25 protein-coding genes are annotated in these 23,371 nt (G+C 37.8%); 1 reads left to right on the forward strand and 24 read right to left on the reverse strand.

Going from position 1 to position 23,371, the window contains the following annotated elements:
- Window position 1: 1 nt before the first annotated feature.
- From M0D58_RS16650 to M0D58_RS16685, 8 genes are all read right to left on the reverse strand, one after another.
- Window positions 2-2,914, reverse strand: coding sequence for an NHLP bacteriocin export ABC transporter permease/ATPase subunit (locus M0D58_RS16650; RefSeq protein WP_248391796.1), 2,913 nt, complete (start codon window positions 2,912-2,914; stop codon window positions 2-4).
- A 10-nt stretch (window positions 2,915-2,924) separates the two neighbouring features.
- Complete coding sequence (locus M0D58_RS16655) at window positions 2,925-5,111, reverse strand: NHLP family bacteriocin export ABC transporter peptidase/permease/ATPase subunit (protein WP_248391798.1); 2,187 nt, start codon at window positions 5,109-5,111, stop codon at window positions 2,925-2,927.
- A 12-nt stretch (window positions 5,112-5,123) separates the two neighbouring features.
- Window positions 5,124-6,392: an NHLP bacteriocin system secretion protein gene (locus tag M0D58_RS16660; RefSeq protein WP_248391800.1), complete on the reverse strand. Its 1,269-nt coding sequence runs from the start codon at window positions 6,390-6,392 to the stop codon at window positions 5,124-5,126.
- A 21-nt stretch (window positions 6,393-6,413) separates the two neighbouring features.
- Window positions 6,414-7,988, reverse strand: a complete 1,575-nt coding sequence (locus M0D58_RS16665) for a TolC family protein (RefSeq protein WP_248391814.1) — start codon at window positions 7,986-7,988, stop codon at window positions 6,414-6,416.
- A gap of 11 nt (window positions 7,989-7,999) precedes the next feature.
- Window positions 8,000-8,521: a cyclic nucleotide-binding domain-containing protein gene (locus M0D58_RS16670; RefSeq protein WP_248391816.1), complete on the reverse strand. Its 522-nt coding sequence runs from the start codon at window positions 8,519-8,521 to the stop codon at window positions 8,000-8,002.
- 115 nt (window positions 8,522-8,636) lie between these two features.
- On the reverse strand, window positions 8,637-8,939 hold the full coding sequence (locus tag M0D58_RS16675) for an NHLP leader peptide family RiPP precursor (protein WP_248391818.1): 303 nt from the start codon (window positions 8,937-8,939) through the stop codon (window positions 8,637-8,639).
- A 47-nt stretch (window positions 8,940-8,986) separates the two neighbouring features.
- On the reverse strand, window positions 8,987-9,625 hold the full coding sequence (locus tag M0D58_RS16680) for a helix-turn-helix domain-containing protein (protein ID WP_248391820.1): 639 nt from the start codon (window positions 9,623-9,625) through the stop codon (window positions 8,987-8,989).
- A 75-nt stretch (window positions 9,626-9,700) separates the two neighbouring features.
- Entirely contained in the window at window positions 9,701-10,327 is a 627-nt protein-coding gene (locus M0D58_RS16685; protein WP_248391822.1) for a hypothetical protein, read from the reverse strand.
- A 232-nt stretch (window positions 10,328-10,559) separates the two neighbouring features.
- Between M0D58_RS16685 and M0D58_RS16690 the strand changes: the two genes are divergently transcribed.
- A complete protein-coding gene (locus M0D58_RS16690; RefSeq protein WP_248391823.1) occupies window positions 10,560-11,321 on the forward strand; it encodes a response regulator transcription factor in 762 nt (253 codons plus the stop codon).
- A 5-nt stretch (window positions 11,322-11,326) separates the two neighbouring features.
- Here M0D58_RS16690 and M0D58_RS16695 read toward each other — a convergent pair whose 3' ends face one another.
- From M0D58_RS16695 to M0D58_RS16770, 16 genes are all read right to left on the reverse strand, one after another.
- Window positions 11,327-12,067 (reverse strand): DUF3667 domain-containing protein, encoded by a 741-nt coding sequence (locus M0D58_RS16695; RefSeq protein ID WP_248391824.1) that lies wholly within the window; start codon window positions 12,065-12,067, stop codon window positions 11,327-11,329.
- Window positions 12,068-12,195: 128 nt separating this feature from the next.
- Window positions 12,196-13,716, reverse strand: coding sequence for a type 2 lanthipeptide synthetase LanM (gene lanM / locus M0D58_RS16700; protein ID WP_248391825.1), 1,521 nt, complete (start codon window positions 13,714-13,716; stop codon window positions 12,196-12,198).
- A 21-nt stretch (window positions 13,717-13,737) separates the two neighbouring features.
- A complete protein-coding gene (locus M0D58_RS16705) occupies window positions 13,738-14,949 on the reverse strand; it encodes a cupin domain-containing protein (protein ID WP_248391826.1) in 1,212 nt (403 codons plus the stop codon).
- Between the two features lie 344 nt (window positions 14,950-15,293).
- A complete protein-coding gene (locus tag M0D58_RS16710; RefSeq protein WP_248391827.1) occupies window positions 15,294-15,659 on the reverse strand; it encodes an NHLP leader peptide family RiPP precursor in 366 nt (121 codons plus the stop codon).
- A gap of 16 nt (window positions 15,660-15,675) precedes the next feature.
- Window positions 15,676-16,032, reverse strand: a complete 357-nt coding sequence (locus M0D58_RS16715) for a class IIb bacteriocin, lactobin A/cerein 7B family (protein ID WP_248391828.1) — start codon at window positions 16,030-16,032, stop codon at window positions 15,676-15,678.
- Window positions 16,033-16,049: 17 nt separating this feature from the next.
- Window positions 16,050-16,421: an NHLP leader peptide family RiPP precursor gene (locus M0D58_RS16720; protein ID WP_248391829.1), complete on the reverse strand. Its 372-nt coding sequence runs from the start codon at window positions 16,419-16,421 to the stop codon at window positions 16,050-16,052.
- Between the two features lie 17 nt (window positions 16,422-16,438).
- Window positions 16,439-16,789, reverse strand: a complete 351-nt coding sequence (locus tag M0D58_RS16725; protein WP_248391831.1) for an NHLP leader peptide family RiPP precursor — start codon at window positions 16,787-16,789, stop codon at window positions 16,439-16,441.
- A 30-nt stretch (window positions 16,790-16,819) separates the two neighbouring features.
- On the reverse strand, window positions 16,820-17,176 hold the full coding sequence (locus tag M0D58_RS16730; RefSeq protein WP_248391833.1) for an NHLP leader peptide family RiPP precursor: 357 nt from the start codon (window positions 17,174-17,176) through the stop codon (window positions 16,820-16,822).
- A 29-nt stretch (window positions 17,177-17,205) separates the two neighbouring features.
- Entirely contained in the window at window positions 17,206-17,538 is a 333-nt protein-coding gene (locus M0D58_RS16735) for an NHLP leader peptide family RiPP precursor (protein ID WP_248391837.1), read from the reverse strand.
- A gap of 24 nt (window positions 17,539-17,562) precedes the next feature.
- Window positions 17,563-17,952, reverse strand: coding sequence for an NHLP leader peptide family RiPP precursor (locus tag M0D58_RS16740; protein WP_248391838.1), 390 nt, complete (start codon window positions 17,950-17,952; stop codon window positions 17,563-17,565).
- A gap of 36 nt (window positions 17,953-17,988) precedes the next feature.
- Window positions 17,989-19,986, reverse strand: coding sequence for an adenylate/guanylate cyclase domain-containing protein (locus tag M0D58_RS16745; RefSeq protein WP_248391839.1), 1,998 nt, complete (start codon window positions 19,984-19,986; stop codon window positions 17,989-17,991).
- A 93-nt stretch (window positions 19,987-20,079) separates the two neighbouring features.
- Complete coding sequence (locus M0D58_RS16750; protein ID WP_248391841.1) at window positions 20,080-20,418, reverse strand: NHLP leader peptide family RiPP precursor; 339 nt, start codon at window positions 20,416-20,418, stop codon at window positions 20,080-20,082.
- A 307-nt stretch (window positions 20,419-20,725) separates the two neighbouring features.
- Window positions 20,726-21,757, reverse strand: a complete 1,032-nt coding sequence (gene arsB, locus M0D58_RS16755) for an ACR3 family arsenite efflux transporter (protein ID WP_248391843.1) — start codon at window positions 21,755-21,757, stop codon at window positions 20,726-20,728.
- A 5-nt stretch (window positions 21,758-21,762) separates the two neighbouring features.
- Window positions 21,763-22,254, reverse strand: coding sequence for a GNAT family N-acetyltransferase (locus M0D58_RS16760; RefSeq protein ID WP_248391845.1), 492 nt, complete (start codon window positions 22,252-22,254; stop codon window positions 21,763-21,765).
- 1 nt (window position 22,255) lies between these two features.
- Entirely contained in the window at window positions 22,256-22,867 is a 612-nt protein-coding gene (locus M0D58_RS16765) for a low molecular weight phosphatase family protein (RefSeq protein WP_248391847.1), read from the reverse strand.
- Window positions 22,868-22,890: 23 nt separating this feature from the next.
- Complete coding sequence (locus M0D58_RS16770) at window positions 22,891-23,364, reverse strand: DUF6428 family protein (protein ID WP_248391852.1); 474 nt, start codon at window positions 23,362-23,364, stop codon at window positions 22,891-22,893.
- Window positions 23,365-23,371 lie beyond the last annotated feature (7 nt).

The raw sequence follows: 23,371 nt of genomic DNA on the forward strand, positions 1-23,371 counted from the left end.
GCTATGCGATCTGACGTTTTGCCAATTCTGCGAACAGTCCGTTTTTGTCCATCAATTCGTCATAATTTCCGGATTCAACGATGCTTCCTTTATCCAGCACAAAAATTCTGTCGGCATTTTTAATGGTACTCAGCCGGTGAGCGATCACGATGCGGGTAGCCTGCAATTTTTCAAGACTTTCAGACACGATATTCTGTGTTTTGTTGTCCAGGGCGCTGGTTGCCTCATCCATAAAAAGAAGTCGGGGCTTGTGGACAATTGCTCTTGCGATCATCAGTCGTTGTCTTTGCCCGCCGGAAAATGTTCCGGCTCCTTCGCTTACCATGGTGTGCATTTCCATCGGCATATGTTTGATATCTTCTTCCATTCCGGCCATACGTGCCGCTTCCCAGGCATCTTCCAGTGTAAGTTCGGAATTGCCGATAATGTTCTGGAAAATACTTCCCGCCATCAGTGCTCCGTTTTGGAGAACCACACCAATCTGTCTCCTTACCAGCTCTTTATTCATAGACTCGAAGCTTTCGCCGTCGTAATAAATAGATCCCGCTTCAGGATGCTCAAAACCCAGCAGAAGTCTCATAATGGTTGATTTTCCGGAACCAGATGAACCTACAAAAGCCACCATTTCTCCCGGTTTTATTTTGAATGAAATATTATTCAGTACCAAAGGCTGATCTTCATGATACCGGAAGGAAAGGGAATTCATTTCAATTTCGCCGCTCAGTTCACCCGGATCTGTACTGTGTTCGGCAGATTCCGGCTCAGCTTCCAGAATCGGCTTTACCCTTTCATATAAAGGAATGACATTCATGGAAGTGATAAAGGCCATACTGATTCTTAAACTGTCATTTAAAAATTTATTAAAAGCCGTAATAAAAGCCATAAAAGCACCTACCGTAAGCATACTTGCAGCGTTATCGGCATGCAGCACGGTGTAATAAATAAATGAGAAAAAGAAAATACTCGTAAAAAGAGGGTAGGAGGCATTAAAAGTTTCTACAAAATTCTGATAACTCCCTGAGCTGAAGCCTAATTTTTTTAGTTTTGAAAATTTTTCAGCCCATAATGTGAAAATTCTTTTTTCTCCGCCTGTCATTCTTATCTTGGTAATTCCGGATAAAAATTCAAATAAAAAACCCTGGATTTCTCCCTGTTGCTGGGAAATCTGACGGTCGTGTTTTAATTTTAACAATCCCATTCCTACCGTAAATAACGCGGCAATTACTCCCAATGCAACTCCTATCCAGGCCAGTTTGGAATCGTAATAAAACAGAAGGATCAGATTCACGAAAGAAAAAGCTCCGCTCAGTGCTGCGGTAATCAAAGTATTTGAAACGATCTGTCTGATGGAATTAATGCTTAATACCCTGTTGGTAAGATCTCCCGCAGTATAATTTTTATAGAAAGTTACAGGAAGCCGCAGGATATAATCCATGACTCCAACCTGTAAATTGATGCTTGATTTTGATTCTACTCTTAACTGCAAAACACCCTGCACAAGCTGTAATCCGGCCGTTACAAAGCCTATGATGAGCAATATTCCGAAAATCTCGAAGTGTAAAGAACGATCTGCGGTTGGAATAACATCGTCAAACATCACTCCCGATAAAATAGGAACCAGAAGACCTATTAAGCTTCCTGCCAATGCAGCAATGATCAGGAACTTGAGGTCCCTTTTTGCACCTTGCATAGCAAACCCCAATACTCTTTTTATGGAAGTCATTTTTACATCGAAACCCGAAAAGAACATATAAGCGATAGGTTCCAGGGTTTCTGCAATTTCATTGTTTACCGTTGTTTCTGCATTGGTCTGCAGGTTTTTAAGAATATATTGAGAAGAACTTTTCTGAATTAATGCTACCGGGACATTGCCGTCTTTCGTGAAAGCCAGCAGGTTTCCATTTTCTTCTTTCCACCAGACTCCCCGTAAAATTACTTTTCTTACGCGTATTTTAGAGCTTTTTGCAATGGCAATCAGCTGGTTGGTCACACTGTTCTGATAACTTTCGATGTGTTTAGGCTCTTCAAGATTAAACCCGTTATGCTCACCAATTAATTTACAGGTTAAAAAAAGAATATTTTTTGATTTAGACTGATGAACAGCTTCTTCCCTGATACCTGATTTCGTTTGTCCGGTAACAATGGATCTGATCTTTTCCAGTGTATTGCTGAGGTCCGTATTTTCGTTTTCTGCCTTACTTTTAAAATATTCCTGTTCTTCAGTCTGCTGATCATTAATAATGGTAATAAGCCTGCTGAAGAAATATTTTTGAATATAATCAACAGCAATCAAGAAATTAATATCATTTTCAAGTACTTCACGAGTGCTTATTATTTTTACCAGTGTTTTTGCGGATAAAGATTTAACCCATAATTTGCTGCATACCGGAACCGGAAAATCTTCATACTGACCCGCTTCCAAAACCTTATTTCCTGAGAATATTTCCAGCTTTCCTTCCGATACCTGAATCCAGTTTAATCCTGACGAAGGGTAAGCAATGGTATTTTCTGTAATATTGATCACAGTAAAATGATCTAGTGCTGTATAAACCCTCGGATTATTGGATGAATCGAGTGCGGCGGATGTTTTCAGGATCCAGTTGTTGACCATTTTTTTAAGAAAAAAATGATCGATTTCCAGCAAATTGCTTTTATCTATAGAAACAAGGGTTGCATCATTGGAAAAAGCAATAAGTCTTATATTTTCGGAATTTTCTTTCGTAATTAAACTGAACAGCAATTCTCCTTTTTTGGCGGTGTACAAAAATTTTAAGGCTGATAAATAAGTTCCGTCTTCTGCGATATCGGTATAAAAAACATTGACCTCACCAGACAAAATCATCCAGAATTTTTCTGAACTGTCCAAAGAAAAAGGTGCTTCAACACCGATGCGTATTTTTTCGTTAGTTGCCATTTTTCTGAATTTATTTTGTTTCAATTAATTGGGAGTATACACCGTTCATGCTCATCAATTCCTGATGTGTTCCGCGTTCTACTATTTTTCCGAATTCCATCACAATGATCTCGTCACAATCCATAATGGTGCTTAATCGGTGCGCTACAATCAGGCAGGTACATCCTCTTCTTTTGATGTTATCCATCACCATTTTTTCGGTGGCGGGATCCAGTGCGCTGGTTGCTTCATCCATTACGAGAATGGAAGGATTGCTTACTAAAGCTCTTGCGATCTCAAGCCGTTGGCGCTGTCCGCCGCTGAAATTGGCACCGCCTTCCATCACTTTACTATCGTAGGCATCATTTCTCGCAGCAATCACATCGTGAATAGCCGCATCTCTTGCAGACTGAACGATATTTTTTTCAGGAATCAATGTATCCCAGAAAGCGATGTTTTCATTAATGGTTCCGTTAAAAACCAGTACATCCTGGTCGATCACGGATAAAGATTCGGTAATGATATTTCTTGGGATTTCCTTTCTGGATCTTCCGTCCAGCAGGACTTTTCCATCCCAGGGATCATATAATCCGGAGGCAATTTTTGCTACTGTGGATTTTCCACTTCCGGATCCTCCTACCAAAGCAACCCTGCTTCCGGGTTTTAATTTTAAACTGAATTTTTCGATGAGTGGCGGAATGGTAGGATTGTACCCGAATGTAACGTTGTCCATTTCAAAATAGCCTACCAGTTTATTTTGTGTTGAAGATTTCGGTTGTACCGCATTTTCTTCTCTGAACTGATTGTCAACTTCATAATTCATTACATCATCGATACGGCTCATATCACTTTCCGTTTCATGAAGCATTGCACCTACCGAAACCAACTGATTAACAGGATTAATAAAATTATTCATGAGGTAGGTAAAAGCCACTAAAGCTCCCAGAGTCATTTGTCCGTCCATAATTCTCAATGCACCGATTCCTAAAATGGCACTTGTCGTTAAGGAAGTCAGCAATGGAGGGATTGTGTTCAGCCTTGTGGAAAGCCAGCCTAATTCTTGCTGGGCATTGGTTACTTTAGCAAGATACCCGATCCAGTTGGTAAAGAAATCATTTTCACGCCCTGAAGCTTTCAGGGTTTCAATCATGCTGATTCCCGAAGTAGTGGTTCCCAGCAGTTTTCCGGTTTCATTGGTCAGCTGGCGGTTTCCGTCTTTTCTCGCTCTGGAAACATATTGCAGGATAACAATATTAATGACCGCCATGGTAATCCCTACAAGCGTAAGGATGACATCATAGGAAAACATCAGCAATGCATAAAATATCACGACGATGACATTCAATGCGGCATTGGCAAGGTCACCACTCAGAAGTTTGGCGACTTTATCGTTCAGGGAAACCCTGTTTCCGATTTCACCGCTGTATCGTTGGGTAAAAAAAGCAATGGGTAAATGAAAAACATGCCATAGAAATTTACTCGAGGTAGCGAGGGCAAGCTTGGTTTCCAATTTTAATAAAAAATACTGCTGAATGTACACCAGAACGGAATTTACAATTAAAATCCCGGCCATAATTAATAATAACGGCATCACGAAGCCCGATAAATTATTAACTAAATATTTATCAATAAAAACTTTAAGAAAGGAAGGAATGACCAGTCCCGGAATAACTAGGAACAGACTTGCCAGGATGATAAAGAAAATACTTTGCTTTGAATATTTAATTCTTGAAGCCAAAGAAGCCATTAAGCCGCGCTTTTCATTTCCTTTTTCAAATTTCTCAGTGGTTTCAAATGTGAGGACAACACCTGTGTAAGCATCATCGAATTCCTGATGAGTTACGGTATATCTTCCCTGGGCAGGATCACTCAGGTACACTTTATTTTTTGTAAAACCTTCCAGCACCAGAAAATGATTGAAATTCCAAAAAATAATTGCTGGCGTTTTAATCTGCATCAGTTTTTCGATGGATTTTGCATAGCCCTTTGATTCCAGTCCGTATTCTTTGGCAGCTTTAATGATATTGGTTGCTTTCAGCCCGTCTCTGGAAACACCGCATGCAATTCTCAGTTTTTCGAGAGGCACAAACTTTCCGAAATGCCCCAAAATAATACTTAAAGCTGCTGCGCCGCATTCAACGCTTTCCATCTGCAGTACAGTAGGGACTTTGGTAGGACGGGCCTGCTTCTCAATGGTTAATGTTGTATTATTTTTCATGGATGTTTTAATTTAATAAAGGTCAAAGAACTTTTTGAATGCGGGAACTACAATGGTTGCAGGTCTTTCTTCTTCGATGGTTACTTTACCCATACAGGATGTCCCCTCTTTGATGGTTACGTCCGGACCTTTTGCAGAAGTCCATTTGAATCCGCTGTAGGAGGCAGGATCTTTTTCGAAATCTACATGCACCTCGAATAATGGTCCTGAAGCCAGAAGTCCTTTTGCCAGCTGATCATTTTTAACGGAAGTCAGCATTCCCTTTTCGGTAATCGGGAAATCTGAAACGTAGGTAACTTTAGATTTAATAAATCCGTATTCCTGCGGCTGAACGGTAGAAGGAGCCACCAAAGCTTCCATTCCTTTTTTTATTTTTTTACCGTCTTTAGATGGTATGTAAAGAACACCTTTCAGTCCGGCAAGTTTTGTATTGGAGTTTCCTTCATTTTTTACTTTGAATAAAGGTGAGCCGAGACCTACAACCACGCCTCTGTCGGTAAGAACCTCAACCACTTCGCCTTCGTACGGGCTCCGGATATTTTTCTGGGTATCGTATTTTTCGGTTAAAAACTGTAAGGTTCTTTCTGCTTCAGCAATTCTCTGATTCTGTAAGGTAACTTTCTGCTGAAGATCATATCCTAATGTATGTTGTTGGCTTGAAGTCTCCACCATCTGGCCCTTCAGCCTTTCGATAGTATTTTTTGATGCTTCAATCTGCTGTTTGGTATTGGCAACCTGAGATTTTACAATTAATCCTTTTGATAATAAACCGTTTTCGGATTCAAGCTGATTATTTAAAAAGGCCAGTTTCTTTTTTTCAGATTCAATTTCTCCCTGAATGCTTACTCTGGTCTGGCTAATATATTCTCCCTGAAGATGGTTTCCCTGGCTTCCATAAGAAAGCAGTTTTCCCATTTCAAATTTTCTGTCGGCAAGCACTGCTTTGGCGTCTTCAATCTGCTGGGAAAGTTCCGGCTGCTGAATCGTTGCAATGATGTCGCCCTTTTTTACTTTGTCCCCAATGGCTACCTTCAGTTCTACCAGCTGTCCCTGGGCTGTGGAAACTACCTCATGAACGTCGCCTCCCAATACAACGCCCACTACATCAAGTTTGGTTTTAACCCTGCCGAAAACAGACCATGTGATTCCTACCCCCAATGCCAAAGCGATGGTGAGAAGTGCAATCCAGGCTTTCGGGCCCGTTACTTTAATGAGCTGATCCAGCTTTTCCGGAGTGGAGAGCTTTTCTAATGCTGATTTTCTAAAAAAACTTGCTGACATCGTGAATATATTTAAAGGTTATTAGTTGTTAGGTATGGTATAATATGATCTGGGATCTACGGTGAAACCGTTTTCTCCCTGTGAAATAAGCGTTCCTGTGTCGTGGCGCAGCGTCACAATCTGCGTGGCAAAAATCTGCTGTGCCTGGAGGTAATCCAATTCTGACGAGGTAAGACGTTCCTGAAATAAGATAACATTCAGAAGTGTTGTTAAACCGGTCTGGAATTTTTCCTGTTCGTTTCTGAAAGCTTCTTTGTAGAACATCAGTGCTTCTTCTGCTTTTTTCAAAATGATTACACTGCTGTTAAGATTATTGATATCAGTATTGATATTCAGTAAGATATTTCTTTTAAGGTTTTCATTATTTACAGCCTGATCTTTTGATGCGACTACTGCTTTAGCGTAATTTCCTTTAGCCAAATTGTTATTCAGCGGGAAATTGAACGTTAATCTAGCGCCGCCGCCAAAATTTCTTCCGTGATAATTGGAAAATGCATTAAACGTATTGCCAAATCCGTTTCCGACACTTGCGCTTCCGTAGAAGACAAAACCCGAGAGATCAAGCTGTGGCCGCAGATTGTTGTGGGCAATATCCACTTCCATTTTAATGGCTTCGGCAACTCTCGTTACGGCTTTTATGTCGGCTCTCTTTTCAAGGGCAGTATTGATTAAAGCTTCCTTATCGATGGAATTTTCGAATCCTGATTCTGCAATGGAAGGAAAATCATTTACCGGTATATCCAACATGGCGCTTTCTGCTTCCGAAAGGCCGATTACTCTTCCTAAATTCAGCTTTGCATTATAAAGGTTTTGCTCTGCGGCGATGGTCAACCGTTCCTGATTGGCAAGGTCTGCATTCACCTGGGCCAAATCTCCTGCAGGTTTTTTATCTGCTTTTACCAGTTCTTTCGTCATTTCCAGAACATTGCGTACTCTGGCTTCATTTTGCCGGTAAATGTCTACACTTTTATAAGCGGTGTAATAACTCCAGTACGCATTGGCGATCTGAAGAATTTCATAAGAATTTGAATATTCAAAATTATGTTTTGAGTTTTCAATATACAGCGCAGATATTTTCTCATATAACGTATTCACATTTCCTCTGCCGCGGAGAAGCGGCTGGCTCAGGGTAAAGCTCATGTAACTGGAATGGTTTCCGATATTAGGTCCCACATACTGGCTGAAATCGTTAAAAGGGTAATTGTTTCTGTTGTATGAATACTGCAACCCGAATTCTGCAGTCTGGCCAGTCCGGAACTTTTTGGATAAGGTGCTGGTGAGATCTACATTGTCGGTCAATATTCTGTTTAGGTATTGATTTCTGGGATCGTTTTCCAAAAGATTATAACGGCTTTTTTTGTAGGATACATCTGATCCGAGATTGAAGTCAAACATGCTTTTTTGTATAAGAAAGTTGGCTTCTGCATCTTTAATGGAAAGAAAACTTCTTTGGATGGAAGGATTTTTGTTAAAAGCCATTCCTGATAATACAAAAAGATCACTTGTAATTTTAGACTGGGCGATGGTCGTACTTCCAAAACAGAATACAGAAACAATACCGGCACATTTTGCAATTACCCTTTTAAAATTTTTCATCCTTACTAATTTTAAACTTCTGAAAATCTGTTGAGTATCTGTCCGAATCTTGATCCGGCCTGAGCCACACCATCCAGCACATTCATGTCTATTAAATCTTCTTCTTCAGGTTTTCCGTAGCCCATCTGCTCGGTAGTTTTCCGAAGTCTGTTAGAAAGAAAAAGTGCCAGCGCATAGTAGAAATTTGCCCTGAAATCCGAGTTGGTGGAAAGCCTGGAATCCATTACATTTCTGGAAATTACATACGCAACAGTGGGCTGCGTGGCAATTACCGAAACAGAGGGCGATCTTGACTCAAGGAAAGACATTTCACCTACGATTTCACCGGCTCCCAGTGTTGCAATAGTCTCATTATCCGCACCGTCTGTACACACTACAAGCTGCCCGGAAAGCACGATGTATAAGTTGTCGATAGGCTGTCCTTTCTGGATAAGTTTACTGCCTGTTTTCAATTCAATTTTACTTCCATTTTTAATCATCCACTCTACATCGATGTCGTTTAATTGTCCTAAGAAAAAAAGTACACGTTTCATTATCTTTAAGTTTAAATGGTTATGCCAAATTATTTAATTATCAGTTTACGGATTTGCCATTTTTTACGCGATAACGGACATGGCATTTTCCGTTTTAAGGTTTTTTGGGTATCGTTCAGGTGTTTGCTGTTCCTGGTTTCGGTATATCGGTTCCGCCTGCTATTTTATTCAGATCTTTATCGTCCATTTCAAAATCTGAATAAGGCTTTACAGGAATATTGATGTACAGATAATCCGGGTCAGACTGATCGGTCACCTTGATTTTCTTGCCATTAGGAAGATTTCTGCCAAAGAATGCTTCTAATGTTTTTTCAGGATCGGAGAGGAGGGATTCTTTAAACGCTTCATTATTCCATGCTTCTTCTATGATTTTAAAAAGCACTTCCTGTCCTTTCCTTTGTTCGTTTGTTAGTTTCATATTAGTTGGATGTTTTTGTAATGCTCTCTTCGCACTACCTGCATTCTTTATTTTAAAGAATGAATAAGCTCTTTCGGGGACATATTGTACTGGGCTACAAATAGTTTAGAGAAGTAATGAACATCATTGTAACCGACTGCATATGCCACCTGGGAAATTGAGTTCTGGATATAATTATCGATCAATTCTTTAGCTTTGTGCAGGCGAAGAATTCTGATATATTTGTTGGGAGAGAGATACAGCAGGCTGTTTATTTTACGATGAAGCTGTCTCTCGCTTACTGCCATTTTATAGGCAAGATCATAGATATTGATATCGTTCTGATTAATGGATCTGTAAATTTCCTTTTCGAGATTTACCAGCCAGTTTTGATCAAGTTTTGTAATTTTTGAGGGATTGATTTTTTTTGCACACATGCACTGAACGTTTTCATTGGCTTCATAAATTCCGAAAATGTCTGGGCGCTCATGAAATGTCAGGCTTACCGATTTGGATTTTATTTCGGTTAAAATTTCCTCTATCAGATTATTGATTTGTTTGCTGCTGTTGAAAATAATTTCATGGCCCGGTCTTTCATGTTGTCTGCTGGCTGTAATGATGGTTTCCAGAGGATTTTTAATGTTGTGGACAATCTGGCTCAGTACATCCGGTGAAGTCCAGTCAATAGTGTTAGTCATGGTATTCATAGCTCAGTTTTTATATGGTTTGATTTGGTTAAGGTGTGTTGGTAGTGGATCGGTTTGGTGACGTAGGTGTGAATTTTATGTAGCCGGAGTAAGTTTTCTGCGATGTATTAATTTTTTGTTTTGGTGATAAAATTCTTTTAGCCCTTCATAATCCAGTGAAATAGGAATTGTTTCTGATCCAAGATAATTGATGGATTTTCCTAAAACTTTGGCTTTTATTCCCAGCAGCTTCATGGCTCTCAGAAGTTTGCTGTCGCACTCTGCAAAAGCCAGCCCTCTTTTTTTTCGGCACAAGGGAGCAATGGCGCAGACCATTAATTTTTTAAATAAAAACCGGTCTCCAATGTTTTTTCTGGTTGCAAATCTTCCGATATGCCAGATGGGCGTGCGACGCTTTCTGTTGCTGAGCTGTAAGGGATCGATCTGGAATAATTTCTGAATTGGCAATTCCTGATGATAATCCCATTTTACAACTCTTATAACACCTTCTATTGCTCCTGAAGAATCCTTTGAAACAAAAAATTCTGAATTGAAGAATAGATTAAGGTCTTCATAATACATTTTTGTGATCATGTCCTGGATATGTTCCGTTTCGTCTGTTTCATTGTCATTGTGATGGCACATGTTTTCATTAACTACGAAATTTGCCAATTCAGACAGCTGATCCATTTCAAGCTTTTCAAAATAGTTTTGTGATTTCATGGTTATTGGTTTGTAACAAATCTATTTCATCAAAAAATGAAAACTCCTACACTAAATGGTAGTATGTACAGGCGGGATAAAAAACTATCTTTTAGTGTAGTTTTTCCTGACAGGGTGAAAAAAGTAACATTTAAAAAAATAAATATGTATCTAATAATAAAACAGATATAATTTTTCTAGAAAAATGTATAATGTAAAATTCTTTTCACTATTTTTGGAAAAAACTAAGGATATGAGTGGGAATGACATAAACTCTTTTTTTGACTCAAGGAACACGGTTGAAGCTTCATCAGATCTGGGTGATGAGACCCTTCATTATCTTGAACCCATAAAGTCTTTTGCCCGCGCTACCTACACCAGTATTTATGTGATCGACTATGAAAAACAGGGGTTTGAATTTGTTTCTGATAATGCCCTTTTTCTATGCGGAAATACCCCGGAAGAGGTACTGCAGATGGGTTACGCTTTTTATTTCAAACATGTCCCTGAAAGTGATCTGCAGATGCTGCTGAAAATCAACAATGCCGGTTTTGATTTCTATGAAAAAATTCCTGTTTCGGAAAGAAAAGAGTACAGTATTTCTTACGATTTTCATATAAAAAACAAGGAAGGAAGACTCATCCTTATTAATCATAAACTTACTCCCATGTTTTTAACCAAACAGGGGAAAATATGGAAGGCAGTATGCATCGTCTCCCTGTCATCAGGTAAAGAGGCAGGAAATGTAAAAATTTACAAAAAAGGACAAAACAAGGTCTACAACTATGATCTTGAAACAAACACCTGGATAGTGACTGAACAGGTTTCGCTCTCCAAAAGAGAAAAAGAAATTCTTCAGCTTTCTACTAGAGGCCTTACAATCAATGAAATTGCCGATACCATTTTCGTCTCGCCGGATACCGTAAAATTCCACCGAAGAAAGCTTTTTGAAAAGCTTGAAGTTACCAATATTTCAGAAGCGATTATTTTCGCAACCAATAATATGCTTATTTGATAAGATTAATGCTGTAAAAATATACCGATTTTATTCGCTAATGCATTGATGGCGCCGTTGATCAGAAGAATATAAACAGTAATGAGTAATGTTCTGATGATTAATGAAACTTTTTTATATTCATATCCTGAAAAGTACTGATAGTAAAACCAGAATATATAAATGATATTAAGAATCGGCGTAATGGCTTTAAGGTAATACAATGCATTTACATTAGTATAAAATACGGTGATGATGGGAAAAATTAAGCCAAGAATCAGCATGCCGATGGTGAGATACGTATTCAGGACAAGGTTTTCGGTGTAATTCTGTTTTGTTTTTTTAAAGATAAAGTAGCTTCCCAGCGCATAAAACGGAATTCCTGATAAAATAATGAGCTTATAATACTCCCTCAATAATTTTGAATATTCGCTTAATTGTTCCTGATTATAAATTTCACTGGCTTTCACTTTGGTTGCCCCTGTAATGACAAGCGTTATGGTAAGCACAAAAATAATGGCGGTAAACGCATTGAAATGTTTTACCCGTTTCCCCTGAACATATTCCCTGATGCTGTGGCCGGGCCTTGTAAAAAGCTCCTTAACGGTAAACAAAAACCCTTTATCCAGATGAAAAACGCCGTGCACAAGATCATGCGCCAGGAAATGCTGCAAAGAAAAACGGTGTGTAGAAGTTTTTTGTCCGCAGTGAGAACAATAGTTGTTTTCTGTTTCGCTGTTGCAGTTTAGACATTTGTTGTGATTCATGGGATATTAATTTTTATGGCGTTGCTTTAAAACAATTGTTTGCTGCAAAACTATTAAAAATTTTTATTTGAATGCTTAATTGTTGATTAATAAATTCAGAACGAATAGGTTTTACTCATCTGCGATTATTAGATGTCGAGCCATTCATTTATATAGCCTAATTGAATTTTTTTGTGGTTTTCGGAGAGATTGCTAATTCTATGCTTTATATACTCTACACTATTAAATTGAAACAATTTAAACCTGGGATTAACATCCAAAAAGGTATTATTGGTATTTAAATTAAATATCGGAATATCGCCTTGCGCCATCTGTTTCATTTCGTGATCTAAAATAAAGTCGAATTGACGCATATCTTCGGCTGTATATGCTTTTGATAAGAGATCGTGAAGTTTGCTCTCATAAGACTTGAAATTTGACATAAACTCAGGAGATCTTAAGTACTTTAAAATCCTGAAATATACATAGGTAGGCCTCCAGACATATCGTATCTGCTTATTATTAAATGATGCTAAAGGTTTGTTATCCGAAATAAGCTGATGTTTGAGCTTTAAAAACAAATCATAAGCAAAGTCAAATCCTTTAATAAAATCTTTACGGTATTCGTTTGCAAAAATATAATTGCCGTTGTATTTTGGGATGTTTTTTTCAACTAAACTTTTTTTGGAGTATTGGGTTACTCTTTCAGAATCGATGCTGTTTTTTGGGATAATTTTTTTAGTGATTTCTGTGGCTTCAACTTTTGTTTGTATTCCGTATCCGGCGCAGTCTAATGCAAATCCACTGTTATTTGTAGCGATTAAAAAACTCTCCAGTACCGAAAAATCTGTAGAAATACTCTCCGAAGATTTCCATGTTTTTAGTTCAATGGGTTGTATGATGGTTTCGTGATCTATTATCACGGGGTTTTGTTTTCCGGAGATAACATTTTCCCGATGACAGTCTTTACTGTTTAAAATCATAGAAATTACCAGAATTATACCTGCGTTAAAATAATATTTTTGCAATGCAGTATCTGAATTTATTTCGTGATAATCCACAAATTCGATCCAGCTGTAATGATCACAATCTAATGTTTTAAAAGTTTGAAGGTTCACGTTCACTGTTTCATTGAACCAATCAATAAATGCATTATAAGCATTAGTAATGTCTGTGGATCTTGGCTTATAAATTAATTTTATACCATTATGCAGGGTTATCATGCTGGTAGCTTCGCCATTATGGCCATCTCCGAGATTGATCTCAATATCCTGAATCTCTAACTTTTCATAAGGTATTTTAAAGGCCTCGAAAATTTCAGTCTTATCCTTTAGGAAACGATTAATAATATTAGAAGTGTGCGCCGAAAATCCTTTTACTTTAATTCTTAAAAGATTATCTAATACAGGATATTTTTGAGGTAATATATCAGTTATATATTCCACAAAAGCATGAAAATCTCGGTTTCCGAATTTCCTGAATTTTTCGAGCTCATACTGAATGACCAGTTCAGAAAGAACGCTAAGTTCTTCCAGTAATGCAATACTCAGTTTTTCTTTTAAAAATCCGGATAGCTCACAGTTGTGTATAAATTCTTCGCAATAGGGATATACAATATCAATAAAGGATATTTTCCTGAATGCAGAAGTATGCACAGTCTGAGTCTTCATTCTTTTAATATTTTAAAGCTGCTATTCAACGATTCTTAAAAGCCCCCCACGGATTAGTCTTTTAGCCAATTTTAGTCTGTTTTCGTCACTGATGAATGGGATATCTTTTACCTGAAATGCTTTTTGCTGCCCAGAGATGAACTCTAAAGTCGCGGCAAGTTGGGAAGGACCTTTAATGGTATTTCCCTGGAAGATTATTCTGGCTCCTGTAAAATGATTAACCACCTTAGACTCAACTCCCTCTCTTTTTTGAAGATATGATTGGGTATCAATACGATTGATTTTATCCAGGTGGGCAAAATGTCCGTCCGGTTTTGGCTGTTCTTTTGTTCGGAATTCTTCCTCAATAATGTTTAAGGCTCCTTCCACATTTTCTTTAGTAAGCATTTTTTGTACAATGTTCATCAGTTCTAATTCAAAATCTGCAGAAAACAGCTCTTGCTTAGAATGCAGGAATCCAATAGGAAGCGCTCTTCGCAGTTCTACGTTGGTTTGTGCCAAATGTGTCAGACTTTTAGTAAGAAAATCAACCCACTGCGTAGGATGAACTCCAAAAGTAATGTGCATTGAAGATTTGTCTGTAGTATAAGCTTCGTGAGGAACCCCCCTTGGTATATACATGATATCACCTGCCTTTAAGGTAATTTCTCTGGCTCCCGTAAGCTGTTCTCTCTGGAAAATTGGCTGGAAGCTGTTCAGTAACGGGGTTTTATAATTATCATCATCATAAAGGATCCAATGTTTTTCCCCGGAAATTTGCAAGGCAAAAACATCGTGAGCGTCATAATGAGGAGATAGCGCTTTTTCGTTTTCAGGAGTAAGATATAGATTACCAACAAGGTTGTGTCCTAGCTGCTGTCTTATGTTTTGAATAAATGCTTTGATGGGATCCCAAAAACGCTGTACTTCATTAATCACAATGGTGTATCCGTCTGCATATGCTGCGTATAACTGGTTAAGGTTCAGACTTCCATCCTGATTTTCATAAATAGAAGCATTTAAAGGCTGCTGGCTTTTTACAACCCGCAGGCTGCCTCCTCTAGGGCGGCTGTATTCTAAAATTTTATCCAAATCTTCAAGAGAAAATAAAGAAGAAAAAAAATCTGAATTATCTCTTTGGATATGCAGAACTTTCTTTTCCCAGTAATTTTCATTAAAATCTTCTGTATGTATAGGATAGATTAGATCTGAAAAACTTTCTAATTTTTTCTTATTTTCTATTAAATTTTCCATGGCTGTTAATTTTATGAGATGGTGTTTTTGGAATATAAGGTACCTGTACAACCAATTAATGATTATACTTTACAATGAATTACAGTTGAAGTCAGCGTGTTAAAGCTGTTCTCTGTTTTTTTTGGCAGCTGTTATCTGTCTTACAAATAATACAAGGCTGAATAATAAAAATACAACTGCTACGCACAATAACACAAGATTGTTATTAAAAGAAACCCCAAAAGGGATTAGCAGTATTCCGATAAAAAGGAATAAAAATGGCACTATTTTATTCATAACTGATAATTTAAAAAGATGATTAATCCGATTATCAAATATAATCAGATTAATCATCAAATGATATTTTATTTCATTTGGGTTCCCACATAGATCCCCGCACCTAGTATAGCCAGACCTCCAATTACAGCAACAGTAGCTGTAACAGCAATTTCTCCTCCGGCAACAACTTCAAGCTGCTCATCGGATAATTCGAAGTTAGTGATATCAATTTTCTGAGGGATATTCAGATAAATATAGTTATCATCAGATTGGTCTTCCACTATTACTTTTGTATTAGCAGGCAGATTAACCTTTTGTCCTGTTACTCTTTCAATAACAGCTACAGGAGAAGACATGAACTCTTTTTTGAAAGTTTCACTCTCCCAGCTTTTTTCAATAAGATCATTTACTAATCCTACTACTTTTTTCTGATTTTCGATTGTCATTTCCATATTATATAGTTTTTTATTATTTCATATTTTGACCAATTGCGATTCCCGCAGCGAATAAACCAACAGCAGCTAAAGCGATTCCTGCTGTAACAGCAACTTCTCCTCCAGCTACAATTTCCAATTGCTCGTCTGTTAATTCAAGATTATCTAAACTTACCTGTCTTGGAATATTAAAATAAATAACATCCGGATTAGACTGGTCTTCCACAATAATTTTGGTTTCATCAGACAGTTTTTCGCCCGTAAAAGACTCAAGGGTCTGTTTTGGTTCTTTCATTAGCTGATCTTTAAATTGAGCATTTTCCCATGCTTTTTCAACTAAGCTTTTCATTAGCTCTACGCCTTGTTGCTGGTGTTGTAATGTATATTTCATTTTTTAGTTTTTAATGGTTATAATTGAATATCTTTGGTTGGGAATGTTGGGCTAGGTACCACTGTCAATACGATAATAGTAGGTACAATAGTAGGTGTCGAAATGGTTGTAACAATTGTGCCTCCTCCGGATACAGCTTCCAATTCAGCTTCTGTAAGTTCTAAATCTTCTGAATTTTTAGGAGCTGCAGGAATATTAACATATACCACAGATTCATCAGATTGATCTCTTACTACTAAAGTCTTACCCTCTGGTAAATTTAGTTTTTGCCCTGTTAATTTTTCTATGGCTTCAATAGGATTAGCCATCAGATCATTTTTAAATTCTGCACTTTCCCATGCTTTTTGCACAATCTGTGCATAAAATTTTTGTTCTTGAGTAAATTCCATGTTATTAATATTTATGATTAGATAGTAGTTAAAATAAATGGAGGGAAACAAGGTCCTGTTCCTCCAGGAAAAGTATCGTCTAAAGGCCAGATCGAGCTAACCCCGCCAGAAACTGCTTCCAGCTGCTCTTCGCTTAGTTCTGCATCAGCCGTGTTTTTCGGAGCGGCCGGAATGTTGATGTAAACCGCAGATTCATCAGACTGATCTCTTACGATTAATTTTTTTCCTTCCGGTAAATTCAGTTTTTTACCCGTTAATTTTTCGATGGCAGCTACAGGGTCGTTTACCAGTTCTTTTTTGAACTCTGCATCTTCCCATGCTTTTTGTACGATTTCTGCGTACGTTTTTTGTTCTTGAGTGAATTCCATGTTTTAATATTTTAAGTTAGTATTAGTTAGTTATTCGCTGAAAATTGGCGGAAAAGGATTGTAAGGTCCTGTGGTTCCTCCGGGAAAAGGAAAGTCCGGTATGTATCCTCCGGCAGCAATTCCACCAGAAAGGGCTTCCAGCTGCTCTTCGTTGAGTTCTGCGTCTACAGAATTTTTAGCAGGTGCAGGAATATTAATGTAAACAACCGATTCATCACTCTGATCTCTTACGACTAATTTTTTTCCTTCCGGCAGATTTAGCTTTTTACCTGTTAATTTTTCGATGGCAGCTACGGGATTGTTTACAAGTTCTTTTTTGAACGCTGCATCTTCCCATGCTTTTTGTACGATTTCTGCGTACGTTTTTTGTTCCTGAGTAAATTCCATACGTATTAATTTTTGTATTTGTTTAATTTTTATTTGGGTGAATAAAGGCTTAGTGAGGACAAGAAATCCACAACATCTTTTATAATTCCTGTGTCCGCGCCTCCGGCTACCATTTCCAGCTGGTTCTCATTAAGCTCGATATCGTCATTATTAGGTTTCGCCGGAATGTTGATGTATAAAGACGATTCGTCTGTCTGATCCCGAACTATAATTCTTTTACCTTCAGGAAGATTCAGTTTTTTTCCTGTGAGTTTTTCAATAACTTCAATAGGGTTGTTTACAAGTTCATTTTTAAACTCAGCATTTTCCCATGCTTTCTGTACAATTTCAGCGTACATTTTTTGTTCTTGAGTGATTTCCATAATATGAGTTCCTTTGTGTTGTTATTATAGTTTTATAAAATCGTGTAATTTCGGAAATAGCACGTCCACAATACTTCCCATTACGTTTTGTCCTCCTCCTGCAATAGCTTCCAACTGGCCTTCGGAAAGTTCCATGTTTTCCAAATCCGGCTCGGAGGGTATGTTCACGAAAATTTTAGAATTGTCAGACTGGTCTGCTATGATAAGCTCTTTTCCTTCCGGTAAGGTGATCTTTGCGCCGGTAAGGTTTTCAATGGCTGTTACCGGATTCTCAATTAATTCTTTTCTGAAGCTCAGGTCTTCCCAGGCTTTAGAGATCACTAATTGTAATACTTGTTGTGCAGTTTTTACTTCCATTATTTCGTTGTTCTGATATTGTAAAGCTACACTGTTTAAGAATGATAAATTTGCCAAAATCGCCGACAGGATTGTCAATTTATTTTTGTTGTTTTATTGTCCGATGAAGGCTACAGCAGCGTATGATGCCGATGTTTCCTGGTTTCTTTCCACGAAATACATTTTGATTTCTCCTTTTCCCTTTACCTGGATATTTCCTCTGTAGTGAAAAGAAAAGTCTTTTTCATCTTTAATTTGTTCATATAAATATTCGCTGATGTTTACTTTTCCGGTCATGCCGTTGCTCTCCATGCGGCTTGCTGTATTCACGGTGTCACCCCAAACGTCGTACTGGAATTTTTTTACTCCGACAATTCCGGCAACTATGGGCCCGACATGAATTCCCAGACGCATTTCGAATACCGGCTTGCCGGTTGAATTTTCCAGTTTTCTTTTCAGCATGAATTCCTGCATTTCAATACCTGCGCAGACAATATTCCGTAAAGAATCCTTATGAGGCTGGGGAATACCTCCGGCTGCCATATAAGAATCGCCGATGGTTTTTATTTTTTCGATTTTGTACTTTTCAGAAATACTGTCAAAAGCTTTAAAACAGATATTGATCTCTTCAACCAATTCCTGAGGCGAGAGTTTTTCAGAAGTTTCCGTGAATGATTTAAAATCGGTGAAAAGAATGGAAACCATACTGAAATTCCGGGCATCCACATAGCCTTTTTCTTTCAGCTCGTCGGCAATTTCCTGCGGAAGAATGTTTAATAATAATCTTTCGGAATTGTCTTTCTCCACACGGATAGCCTCCCTGGACTTTTTCATGAAAGCCAGGCGGTTCCATAATCCGGCTGCAATAATCAGGATAAAGAAAAGCGTAAGCATGATGTAATTTTTCTGTCTTTCCTTTTTTTCCACTTCCTCCTTATGTCTGGTTTGGATCAGATGTTCTTTTTTAACAAAAGAAAGACTGTCTAGCAACTGTTTCTGCTGAAATTCCATTCCTAAAATTTTATTAGAAGTTTGTTCAGACTGCAGGCTGTCTTTGAACGCCTGGTTCTTTTCGTAATAATCCAGCGCTTTTTTATTGTTTCCTAAAAGTTTATATGTTTTATACAGACAATCGCAGGCATCCTTTTTTACACTCACGGCACCCAGTTTTTCAGCCATGGAAAGAGCGGTTTCACATTTTATTCTTGCTTCTTCGGCTTTTCCTTTCTGCAGAAGAATATTTCCGAGGGCAATCTGCGAGACACTTGTATATTGAAGGTTATTGATTTTTACTGCAGTTTTCAGCGACTGATTATAATAATTCCTTGCCTGTTCCACATCATTCTGCATTCTGAACAGTTCCCCGAGATTAAATAAAACTTCCGTTATTTTCTGCTTATCATTTAAAGCTTCTGCAATCTGTAAGGATTTGATGAAATTTTCACGGGCATTTTTGAAATCATGCTGTTTCATATATACTTCTCCGATTCCGTTGAGATTTTGCGCTAAAGATTTCTGATCATTCAGCTTTTGATAAATCGCATTTGCCTTTTTATAATATTTCATGGCATTGCCGAAATCTTTAATATTCAAATAAATTCCGCCAATGTTCTGGGTGGTGGCCGCAATAATTTTCTGATCGCCCAGTTTTTCCTGAATTCCGACGGCTTTTTTGTAATATTCCAGTGCTTTCAGATGGTTTCCTAAATAATAATGAATAGCCCCGATATTATTCATCGCAGAAGAAACCCCTTTGATATTATTGATTTTCTGATAAACCTCAGCACACCGGTTGAAGTAATTCATGGCTTCAAGGTATTTTCCCTGGTAATAATACATGGTTCCGATTTTATTTAAAGCATCTCCGGCTCCTTTGGTGTTTCCTTTTTCTTTATAAATATCAAGGCTGTTTTCAAAAAAGTGCAGTGCTTCGGCATAGTTTCCTGCATTCTGCAACGCTTCTCCTTTCTGATAAAAATCATCCCCGTTTTGGCTGGTTTTCGGAATTGTATTTTTTACCGGATCAGCACTTACCTGACCGAAAAATCCCAGTTTCTGAGTTCCTAAGACCAGAAAAAAGAGGAGTGTTGAAAGTATCTGAAACCTTTTCATAATTCTTTTGTACTTTAAATTGTAAGCAAAAACGTATACATTCAGAGGCTGAATATATACGTTGAATTGTTCTTTAGTAAATGGAATTTAAGATTAATTCCCACCAAATAAATCGCCATTCGAATTACTGATAATAAGAATTACCGGTGGCGGATCAGCCTGTCCCGAACCTCCGGCTACGATATCCAGTTGATCTTCGTTCAGTTCCATATCATCCATATCAGGCTCTGCCGGAATATTGATAAAAATTGTTGCCGGGTTGGATTGATCTACAACAGCAATGTTTTTGCCTTCAGGAATGTTCATGGAACGTCCTAAAAAACTTTCAATAGTCTGTTTCGGATTGGCAATCAGATTTTGTTTAAATACCGGATCCTTCCATGCTTTCTGTACTATGGATTGCAGGGCTTCCTGTTCATTCTTAGTGCTCATTTTGATAGTTTTTGGAATGTTTACTAGTGTAAAATTACTCCGATCAAGGCTGACATACCCGCCAAATAATCTGTTTATCTGGCATAATTACTTTCACAGCTAATGTTAAAGTTGCTGTGTTTATAAAAGAGTATTAAAAGATTTGAAATTAAGATTTAGAAATCTGAAATGAAGATGTGGATTCATCTAAAATAAAAACCTTAACAATTGATGTTAAGGCTTATTGATTAAAATGATGAATGTATGTGGAAGGCTTTAAAGTGACTGAATATTATATTTAAAAATTAAGGTATAATTTCGGTCCATCCTAGCTATAATATCGTTTTTTAAGCCACAAGCTTATTTTTACAAGCAGAATAAGAACCGGAACTTCCACCAACGGGCCGATGACGCCTACAAAAGCCTGTTGGGAACTGATTCCGAAAACAGCAATGGATACAGCGATGGCCAGCTCAAAATTGTTTCCTGTTGCGGTAAATGATACGGATGCATTTTTATCATAAGGGATATTCAGTGATTTGTTGATAAAGAAACTTACAAAAAACATCAGCATAAAGTAAATGATGAGAGGAATGGCCACTTTTACAACGTCTAAAGGCAGTTTGACAATGGTGTCGCCTTTAAGGCTGAACATCAATACAATTGTTAATAACAATGCATATAATGTAAGAGGAGAAACGGCAGGAATAAATTTCCTGTTGTACCATTCTGTTCCTTTCAGTCTGATTAAAAAATAACGGCTTAAGAAACCGGCCAGGAAAGGAATTCCCAGATAGATCAAAACACTTTTAGTAACATCTTTCACTGATACGGTGACGTCGAAATGTGCAAGCCCTAATTTTTCAGGTAAAACATTAATGAAAAGCCATACCATAAAGCTGTAACTCAATACTTGAAAAATACTGTTCAGCGCTACCAGCAATGCGCCATATTCACGATTCCCTTTTGCCAGGTCGTTCCATACAAGAACCATAGCGATACATCTTGCCAAACCAATAAGAATAAGCCCGATCATATAGTCCGGTTCGTTTCTTAAAAAAACGACGGCCAGTATAAACATTAGAACAGGCCCGATTATCCAGTTTAAAATTAAAGAGATTCCGATTGCTTTTTTATCCTGAAAGATTTTAGGTAATAATGTGTAGTCAACTTTTGCCAGCGGAGGATACATCATGACGATTAGCCCGATTGCTAATGGGATATTTGTGGTTCCTGCGGACATCCTATCGGCCATTTCGGCAATTCCGGGAAAGAAATATCCTAAGCTTACTCCCAAAAACATGGCCAGGAATATCCAAAGAGTAAGGAAGTTATCGGGAAATTTTAATTTTGTTTGCATATCTTTTAATCTGTTCCTACTATTTTACTCCTTCTTTCCATCAGTACGCTATCTCTCCAAATTCCTCCCAGTCTGCCTATTTTTTCGCGATAGCCTATGATTCTGAATCCAAAAAGCTTATGCAAAGCTATGGTTGCTTCGTTTTCGGGAAACATTCCCGACTGCAAAGTCCAGATTCCGTGGGTTTCACTTTCATTAATGAGATGTTCCATCAGTATTTTTCCCACCCCTTTTCCTCTGTGATTTTTGGATACATAAATGCTTACTTCAGCAACACCTTCATAAACGCAACGGCTGCTTACTTTAGACAAAGCCACCCATCCCAACGCTTCGTTATTTTCAAATGCTATCAATCTGCTGTGTTTCAATTTATTTTCATTCCAGCTTTCCCATGAAGGAACGGAAATTTCAAATGTTGCCATGCCTGTTTCGATACCTTGCCTGTATATTTCAGCGATATCCGGATAATGATTTTTATTGATTGATATAACTTCCATTTTATTTTTTTATCTGTGAAAAAACATAAAGCATTTCAGCGCCGATTTCCATGCTTCTTTCATGGTAAATTCTTGTCTGTTCCGGTGTGCCATCGGAAACTTTAGGATCATCAAATGTAATGGCAATACGCTGTTCAGCACCGGCAATAAAAGGGCAGCCACCATCGGCCTGAGAACACGTCATAACCGCCGCAAATTCCCGGAGGGGATTAAAAGAACTGTCATATTTTTTAGAAAAACCGATAATCGGATGACTGTTTTCATCGTATTTAACAGCATACACCGGATTTTCTGAATCCGAAATTTTTGTAATGAAAAAGCCTTGTCTGATAAGTGTTTCTGCTACTTTAGGAAACAATGCCGTTTCTTCTGTTCCGCCGGAATAACTGCTCAGTCCCGGAATATCATAGTAAGCCGCCGCTGTCTGCGCCCAGATCTGTGCTAAATGGCTTCTCCTTGAATTATGCGTACAGATAAAATTAATTCGGATTTCTGTTTTTTTATCCATCTTTTTCTGGATGAAATCAATTAACGGGGCAAGTGTATTTTTTCTTTCCTGACTGATTTCCTGGTGCTTCATCAGGCCAAGTGTTTCTGATAGTTTAGGATACATTGATTATTTATTTAGGATATTATTTAACAACACCCTGAGTTTGGCGTACAGCAGGAAGATGAATCAGAAGAAAGTTCAGATAATTTGATTTTTTGTTTTTCTTCAGGAATTCCACAGGCATCTTGTGCTAAGCAGGCAGTGGTGGTATTGGTAAGAATAAAATTCTCCCCGTTAAACTCAAGATTATATTTTCCGATAGTAGTATTCTGGTATTCTACTTCAATTTCGCCGTCTTCAAGACCAAGCTTATCTTCGGAGAGCTTAATGATATTCAGAAGTTTTGAGGGTTTCAGCCTGTGCTCAAAATCGTTCGCATTCCACAATTGGAAACTTACTGTTTTTTCTTTACGAATTGTTCCTCCGCAGTCAATAAAGTGTTTTATAACTGTTCCAACTTCTGTTACGTGGAAATGTTCCGGAACAAAGGTTCCGTCTTCCAGCTGAAATTCAACATTTTCTAATGTAGGTAAAATTGTTTTAATTTCTGATAATTTCATAATGTTA

Source organism: Chryseobacterium nepalense (assembly GCF_023195755.1).
Lineage (GTDB): Bacteria > Bacteroidota > Bacteroidia > Flavobacteriales > Weeksellaceae > Chryseobacterium > Chryseobacterium nepalense.